General features: G+C 48.3%; 6 protein-coding genes and 3 pseudogenes. 5 read left to right on the top strand and 4 right to left on the bottom strand.

Features of this window, described 5'->3' with window-relative positions:
- Window positions 1–269 precede the first annotated feature (269 nt).
- Window positions 270–641 (top strand): DUF393 domain-containing protein, encoded by a 372-nt coding sequence (locus tag QZ280_RS16385; RefSeq protein WP_365734588.1) that lies wholly within the window; start codon window positions 270–272, stop codon window positions 639–641.
- A gap of 279 nt (window positions 642–920) precedes the next feature.
- Here the strand turns inward: QZ280_RS16385 and QZ280_RS16380 are convergent, their stop codons facing one another.
- Both QZ280_RS16380 and QZ280_RS11120 read right to left on the bottom strand, forming a co-directional pair.
- Window positions 921–1,043, bottom strand: a complete 123-nt coding sequence (locus tag QZ280_RS16380) for a heme-binding protein (RefSeq protein WP_365734591.1) — start codon at window positions 1,041–1,043, stop codon at window positions 921–923.
- A gap of 341 nt (window positions 1,044–1,384) precedes the next feature.
- Entirely contained in the window at window positions 1,385–1,831 is a 447-nt protein-coding gene (locus QZ280_RS11120) for a hypothetical protein (RefSeq protein ID WP_293444070.1), read from the bottom strand.
- 1,197 nt (window positions 1,832–3,028) lie between these two features.
- On the opposite strand from QZ280_RS11120, the pseudogene QZ280_RS11115 reads away from it, so the two are divergent.
- The 4 genes and pseudogenes from QZ280_RS11115 to QZ280_RS11100 all read left to right on the top strand — a co-directional run.
- Window positions 3,029–3,368 (top strand): annotated as a pseudogene (locus QZ280_RS11115) (transposase); the annotation flags it as partial.
- On the top strand, window positions 3,298–3,540 hold the full coding sequence (locus QZ280_RS16375; RefSeq protein ID WP_365734586.1) for a glycine cleavage T C-terminal barrel domain-containing protein: 243 nt from the start codon (window positions 3,298–3,300) through the stop codon (window positions 3,538–3,540). The pseudogene QZ280_RS11115 and the gene QZ280_RS16375, both read left to right, overlap by 71 nt.
- Window positions 3,541–3,763: 223 nt before the next feature.
- Window positions 3,764–4,543 carry a class II aldolase/adducin family protein gene (locus QZ280_RS11105; protein WP_293444064.1) on the top strand — a complete coding sequence of 260 codons (780 nt, stop codon included), beginning with the start codon at window positions 3,764–3,766 and terminating at the stop codon, window positions 4,541–4,543.
- A 110-nt stretch (window positions 4,544–4,653) separates the two neighbouring features.
- A pseudogene (locus QZ280_RS11100) lies at window positions 4,654–4,803 on the top strand (IS3 family transposase); the annotation flags it as partial.
- On the opposite strand, the gene QZ280_RS11095 reads toward QZ280_RS11100, so the two are convergent.
- Complete coding sequence (locus QZ280_RS11095) at window positions 4,735–5,436, bottom strand: ester cyclase (protein ID WP_293444079.1); 702 nt, start codon at window positions 5,434–5,436, stop codon at window positions 4,735–4,737. The pseudogene QZ280_RS11100 and the gene QZ280_RS11095 overlap by 69 nt on opposite strands.
- Before the next feature lie 80 nt (window positions 5,437–5,516).
- A pseudogene (locus tag QZ280_RS11090) lies at window positions 5,517–6,159 on the bottom strand (histidinol dehydrogenase); the annotation flags it as partial.

Here is a 6,159-nt window from a genome sequence, read left to right as displayed (position 1 = left end):
TATTTGGATTAATAGGGTGTCACTGGGTGGATCACACAGGCAGGCTCTGTGAGACTGGGACACTAGCCATTTACGACCTTCCGTGAAGTGTCACCCAACTAGTTATATTGCCTTCACACTAAGCAGCTTGCTGCGCTGCGATGGCGACAGTGCTAACCTGTGGATACAGGGGGATGTGGGCTGAAGTCTCCACCTAGGAGAAATGGCTGTGACTGGAAGTTTATCAATCCCAAGTTATCTCTGCATTAGTCAGCAAAGGAACGCATCCAATGGCAAAGCTAGAAGTGTTGTACAACGATGACTGCCCAATATGCCGTAGAGAGATAGAGCATTATGCGGGTCTTTCGGGTGATGATGTGACCTTTGTAAAAATTACTGAGCAGTCAGCGGCTGATTGGGGGCTTACGGAAGAACAGGCTGCTAAACAGATACATGCTAGGTCAGGTGGGAATGTGACCGTGGGCGTTGATGCCTTTGTGTCCGTATGGCAGAGACTGCCTTATTATCGATCACTTTCATTGATAGTTGGCTGGCGACCCATCAGGTACATCACTGATATTGTTTATAGGAATGTCTTGGCCCCATTATTGTTTGCGATGCACAAGCGACGGCAGAGACGGCAAATAAATTCACCCAGATAACGACCGATATCCTAAGGGAAATGTGGGCTGTAGTATCCACCGAGGGAATACGCCCCCGTAGCGGAAATTAAGGCCAGACAATCCGTACCATTGCTTCGTTCTTACGATTGAACGGCAAGGTAAGCAGCCCATTGTCGGTAGCCCTGATGACCTCTGAGAATGCCTTAACCCAATCGCGGGTCAGGTAACCTAGTAGTTGGGCTTCTGCCTTATCAAAGTTCCTGTCACTGGCTCGACCGCTGTAGCTATAGACAGCGTAGTAACCACCTTTGACAGTTACTATATTATCTCAACAGTTGGATCAGTAGGCTGTGGGGCTGTCTCTGAGGTGTATGATGATGGCAGGAAGAACTGCATATACCCAGCTTCATTCTGCGCGCCTCGTATAACAGGCAAAGTCATCATCGGAAGTCTAAGTTCACCAAGTGGCTAGAATTATCAGGGAATTACCTATCAAAATAGTCATAGTAGGGGTGAAATAGGGAGTGTTTCTATGGCTCTCCCACTACTAGGACGAATAGAAATTGTCTTTACAATACAGTCACATGGCTTGTGCGTGACGACTAGGGTATGACCCGCAAGTCATTCGCTCGAGCGAAAGGATCAAACGAAAGACATTTGCAGCACGACGCTTGCAAAACCGCTATTAAATTTCGCAATGAGACTAAGTGGGTGAGCAAAACACGCTCTTATTTTACGCAGCTCTTAGCACCAAAAACCCTAACCACAGACATTATTCATCCTCAGTATAATACATCCATGTTATTGTAGATGCTGCTTTCATTACAAATCAATGTCGCTACGGGGCTGCCATCTTTCATTACTGAAACTGAACCTGCGATAGAGTGGTTCTCATCCAGCCTATCGACGGTAAAGCCTACTACGTAGCTATAGCCAGCGTTCGGAAAAGTTGCTTCGTGCCAGAGGTATCTTCCAATGCCATGATTGTAAAAACCATCAAAATCATCTTTTGAACTGGCATACAACTCCAACTCCGGCACTGCATTTTTTTTGCCATATTGATACCGCATGATCTTATTATTGTTGACACATACCGAAACAGTTTTCCTGTTTTTTTCTATCGTACAAGAAAATGCGGTTGTCCCAAAATCGCTGCATTGATTTGCTGCTAACTGACTCGAAAATAGCAACGTCGCTAAGGTCAGCATGAGGGAATAATGTCTTTTCATGGCCCGGTTCCAGATCTTTTTTAATTAGCAGAATTCGGGTATATACTACCCTATATCGAGAGCACAGCTCAGGTCCGGCAAACCAAACATCGGTTGCACCAATAGAATGGTGAACTGCGACCCAAGTTTCTCTTTTTTCTCGTATAAAACGGCCACCGTCGTACCATCTATAGTATCTGGCTCCAAGGATCCACGCTGAAGCCCAGGTGTTCTTAACAGATCAATTTTTATTCCACCAGGTCTTTGGGGTGCCAAGAAAGCTATAGCTAAATTTTCTGAGGCCCTTAATTTGTTCGCAAAAAATTCAACAGGTTGCCCGAGTTCCCATTCGATGTGCGGGCAGATGACATCCATTAAAGCAGAGCGAATAGGCGTCCCCCATTTGGGTTGGAAATAGTTGTCAACATAGAGAGGGCAGGTTGCACTCAAAAAAAGCTTAAAGTCATAAGCCCAAATATTTTCTGCATTTCAAATCCCGTATTTCCAAGATACTATCACACTCGGTGGTAGTATCAAATCGATCTGATACAACCTAAAATTCCGTAATGTCCGTAGTCAGCGTATTACTGCGTTGCAAATTATAGAAGTGGCAACTCTTGCGGTATGAAATGAGCCTAGGTGTAAGCAATGGGAAATCGTCTAATACGCTCATTTTGCGTTTCACTGCTTCCACGACACTCTAGATCGCACCTTCAGCATTTAAACTTAAGGCTAACACACCATGATTTCTTGCTAAGTTGAAAGCTCATCTGCTTGAGTGCGATTGTTAAACGCCTGAACCACGACAGCAATGCACCTGAAAGGGCCATTAGAGCCACTGTATTGACCTGTGAGTGCAGCCTTTGGTCTAAGCTAAACTCCACCGTACAGCACCACACAGACCGCTGAGCGAGGGTATGCACGTTTGTGAAAACCTGTGAGCTAGGTGACATGGCTTGCGCGTGACGACTAGAAAATGACACGCAAGTCACCCTCTAGCGAAAGGATCAAACGAAAAACACTCGAAGCGCGCCGCTTGCATCACCGCCAGCACGCTGCATAATCAAACCAGCCAGATGTGCCAAACTCTCTCTTAGTTTAGGTAGCCATTGGTCACAAAAACCCTGACGACGGACAGGCTAAAGTCTATGCCATGCGCGCCTGCACACGCGCGGCTTTATGTCATTGGTGTGAGTTTCCGCTTTTGAAGTTGTCTACCTGTTTATTTTACGAGGGGTGCCAGCTTACATCAGGTAGGACAATGACCCGGAGTTAATTGCCGAGGCGGCTAGAGACTGGATTAAGGCAGTCGGGGCTAAGACTGCCTACATCGAGCCTGGGTCACCCTGGGAGAACAGATACTGCGAGAGCTTCAACGGGCGGATGCGAGACGAACTGTTAAACGGCGAAATATTCTACTCGCTACGTTGAAGCCCAAATCATGATCGAAAGCTGGAGAAAACATTACAACACCAAGCGACCACGCATTGCACTGGGCTACCGCCCACCAGCGACTGAAGCTATCATCCCGATGGACCAAAGGCCGATCATGCACTAGCTCTAAATGTGGACCACCCAAGTGGGGCTACTCAATTGCTCTGGCCATGGTGTCGGTAGAGCACGCCAACATCGGCGCGCAGGTCGAGGTCGTCACAAGGTCTGGTCCCTTCCCCGCGATGATATGCGAGCGTCCGTTCTATGATCCAAAAAAACAAACCGCGGCTGCTTGACACCCTGCCCTTGCTCGTAACTTAACAAATAACCCGTTTGGAGATCTATCTAGGTAATTACTGAAGGTCTATTGTTTTATATGGTCAACGTTGACCGCCATCTAATTCTCCACCATGTTTATCTCAATTTTTTATTTGCAAAGAGAACTAGGGTCCTTCAAGCAACTTCTAAACTTACGCAAGGCCGAACCTAATGATAAACTTGAGACAAAAGACCGAAGCTGTGTTTTCAGATGCCATATCCATTCCCCCAACGCCCTCAAATATTGATGAAAGTGAATGGCTGACCCGGTTAGAACTTGCAGCATGCTATCGGCTGGTCGATCACTATGGCTGGACCAGCGTAGTATATAATCACATCACATTGCGTGTGCCCGGAACAAATGAATTTTTGATCAATCCTTTTGGTCTGCGATACGATGAAATTTCGGCATCTAACCTCATTCGCGTCGATGTTGATGGAAACAAAAAGTCCGAAAGCAAGTGGCCCGTGAATAAGGCTGGCTATCTCATACATTCCAAATTGCACCAAGCACGCGAAGACCTGCATTGCATAATACACACACACGAGCCCGTTTCGCAGGCGCTTTGTGCATTGCAGTCGCAGGCGATCCCGCTCACCCAAGAAGGCTGTCAGCTTTACGAACGGATTGGTTATCATGACTTTGAAGGCATAGTTCTAGACGGAAGTGAAGGACCCCGTCTAGTGGAGGCGATTGGCCGTAATGCCCACACGCTCTTGTTGCGCAACCACGGTCTGATTACCGCTGGACCAGATGCAATTTGGGCCTTTGTTCGTCACCTCGCTTTTATTCGGAATACCGAGGTACAGCTTGCTGCAATGGCATCCGGAAAACTCAATCTGATACCAAACGAAATTATGGTAAAGACACGCGAACAATTTGAAGGTGGCTCGGCGCAGGCAAATGCACTTGTTAGACATCCCGAATGGCCAGCCTTAGTGCGACTGATTGATCAAATAGACCCTACTTGGAAAAGCTAGAATCTAGCTTAGCTGTCGCTTCGAAAGCCAATCACAATCCTAAATCCTCCAAATAAGGCCCTCCCTTTGAAGTGGTCCGCCCCTGTAGTTAGGACAGCAGAGGGCTAGAGATGGCCATTAAGAGTCCCAAGCCGGAAGAGATTGTCATGAAGTTACGGCAAGTTTAAGTTCTGATGGGCCAAGACATGCCCCTAATTGATGCTATCAGACAGATCAGCGTGAATAAACAAACCTATTATCGCTGGAAGAAGAAGTACGGCATACCGCGAAGGATTAGAATTTGGTGCCAATTGCGGAACCCTGAAATGCCACGCATAGTACCTATACCGGCAGGCCCGTACCCGTTGAAACGTGGGTGCCAAAACTTTTTCAGCTCCATGATCGCATGGATTAGGATCGCTTGGGTATTTGCACAGAGCAGTCAACATGCCGATCACATGATCCATCGTCGCTTGCCCATAACCTGAAACGTTCAGCCCGTCGCTGCTCAAAGGCGAAGGTGTGCAGAGAAACTTGCCTAGTTGCGGGGCCATCGGCCACGCGCCCGATTGCATCATCAGTTCCGGCATATCCCAGATTGCTTGCATCGAGCTGATCTTGCCATTCTCAATCTGATAAAACTCATGATAACGCATGTGCGTCAGATGTCCCGTCGGGGTAATATCCATGAAGGGCGCGACGAAAGTGCCCATGTAGTTATCCCCCATGGAGCCGATCCAGTCGCGCCCCTCTGGGTTAGTGCCAGCAAGCATGATCATATCACGGCACTCAAGGTCGGGCATGGCGGCATGAAGCGGTCCGATGCAAGTGTTCCAAAGCGCATCTGGTCCCGTCAAATCGCCAAACGGGTGGCACATATGCAGCGCCGCATCGGGTGCAAACACGCCGCGCATCGCCTTGCGATTGGCAGTCTCTTCAACATCCATCATCGCCAATTGGAACGGCTTGATCAGCATTTTCAAGGCATCGAGGCTCATTCAGCGGCCGTTCCATATGGCACGTTCTTACCACCATAACGACGGACCCGAAGGTTGCACTGTTCTGCATAACCCACGAATCTTTCCAACAGACACAATCGCGAGCCATATGCACCAATCTCTGCTGCAGATTCATCTGTAGTGACACACTGATAGCTATGCGTTTTCAGGAACTTACCAACCCAAATACCACTTTTGTAGCGCCCTGCTTTCTTCGTTGGCAGCGTGTGGTTAGTGCCGATCACCTTGTCGCCATTGGCTAAATTTGTGCGCGGCCCAAGGAACAAAGTCCCGTAGGAATGCATGTTCTCAAGGAACCAAACATTGCGGTCCGTCATCACTTGGACGTACTCGGAGGCAATATCGTTGGCGACGGTCAACATTTCGTCATAGGTGTCGCACAGGATCACCTCGCCATAGTCTTCCCAGCTGGTGCGAGCAGTCTCTTTGGTTGGAAGAATTTCGAGAATGCGTTGGATCTCGACCAAGGTTTCTTCGGCCAACCTCTTCGAATTCGTGAGCAAGACCGCTGACGAGTTATAGCCATGCTCCGCTTGGCCTCAGCCACGAAGGCATTACCTGGACCGACCAGCATATCTACAGGTTTGATCGTTTCCGTACCAATCGCCATCGCACCCA

This window comes from Planktotalea sp., from assembly GCF_018607995.1.
GTDB lineage: Bacteria > Pseudomonadota > Alphaproteobacteria > Rhodobacterales > Rhodobacteraceae > Planktotalea.
This window is presented reverse-complemented; position numbering and strand designations above follow the sequence as displayed.